Raw genomic sequence first — 1,081 nt, forward strand, 5'->3', positions numbered from 1 at the left:
CTGTTATGGCTAGGGGGTCATTGCGACTTACCAAACCATTGCAAACTCCGAATACCGATGAGTGCGAGCTTGGGAGACAGACGTCGGGTGCTAACGTCCGGCGTCAAGAGGGAAACAACCCAGACCGCCAGCTAAGGTCCCAAAGATTGGCTAAGTGGAAAACGAAGTGGGAAGGCTAAAACAGTCAGGATGTTGGCTTAGAAGCAGCCATCATTTAAAGAAAGCGTAATAGCTCACTGATCGAGTCGTCCTGCGCGGAAGATGTAACGGGGCTAAGCCAGTCACCGAAGCTGCGGATATGCGTAAGCATATGGTAGGAGAGCGTTCTGTAAGCCTGCGAAGGTGTCTTGTAAAGGATGCTGGAGGTATCAGAAGTGCGAATGCTGACATGAGTAGCGATAATGGGGGTGAAAAGCCTCCACGCCGTAAGCCCAAGGTTTCCTGTTCAACGTTCATCGGAGCAGGGTGAGTCGGCCCCTAAGGCGAGGCAGAGATGCGTAGCTGATGGGAAGCAGGTTAATATTCCTGCACCGTCGTATGATGCGATGGGGGGACGGATCGCGGAAGGTTGTCTGACTGTTGGAATAGTCAGTTTCTGTCTCATAGAAGGCACTTAGGCAAATCCGGGTGCGCAATTCAAGGGGATGGGACGAGTGAATTTATTCACGAAGCAATCGGAAGTGGTTCCAAGAAAAGCCTCTAAGCTTCAGTCATACGAGACCGTACCGCAAACCGACACAGGTGGGCGAGATGAGTATTCTAAGGCGCTTGAGAGAACTCGGGAGAAGGAACTCGGCAAATTGGTACCGTAACTTCGGGAAAAGGTACGCCCCGGTAGCTTGATTGGTTTACTCCATGAGGGTGAAAGGGTTGCAATAAACTGGTGGCTGCGACTGTTTAATAAAACACAGCACTCTGCAAACACGAAAGTGGACGTATAGGGTGTGACGCCTGCCCGGTGCTGGAAGATTAAATGATGGGGTGCAAGCTCTTGATTGAAGTCCCAGTAAACGGCGGCCGTAACTATAACGGTCCTAAGGTAGCGAAATTCCTTGTCGGGTAAGTTCCGACCTGCACGAAT

Annotated in this window: 1 rRNA gene; it reads left to right on the forward strand. The window is 51.2% G+C overall.

What is annotated here, in order from left to right:
- Window positions 1–1,081, forward strand: a 23S ribosomal RNA gene (locus tag JaAD80_RS29745); the annotation flags it as partial.

It is taken from the genome of Janthinobacterium sp. AD80 (assembly GCF_002878455.1).
In the GTDB taxonomy this organism is placed as follows: Bacteria; Pseudomonadota; Gammaproteobacteria; order Burkholderiales; family Burkholderiaceae_D; genus Janthinobacterium.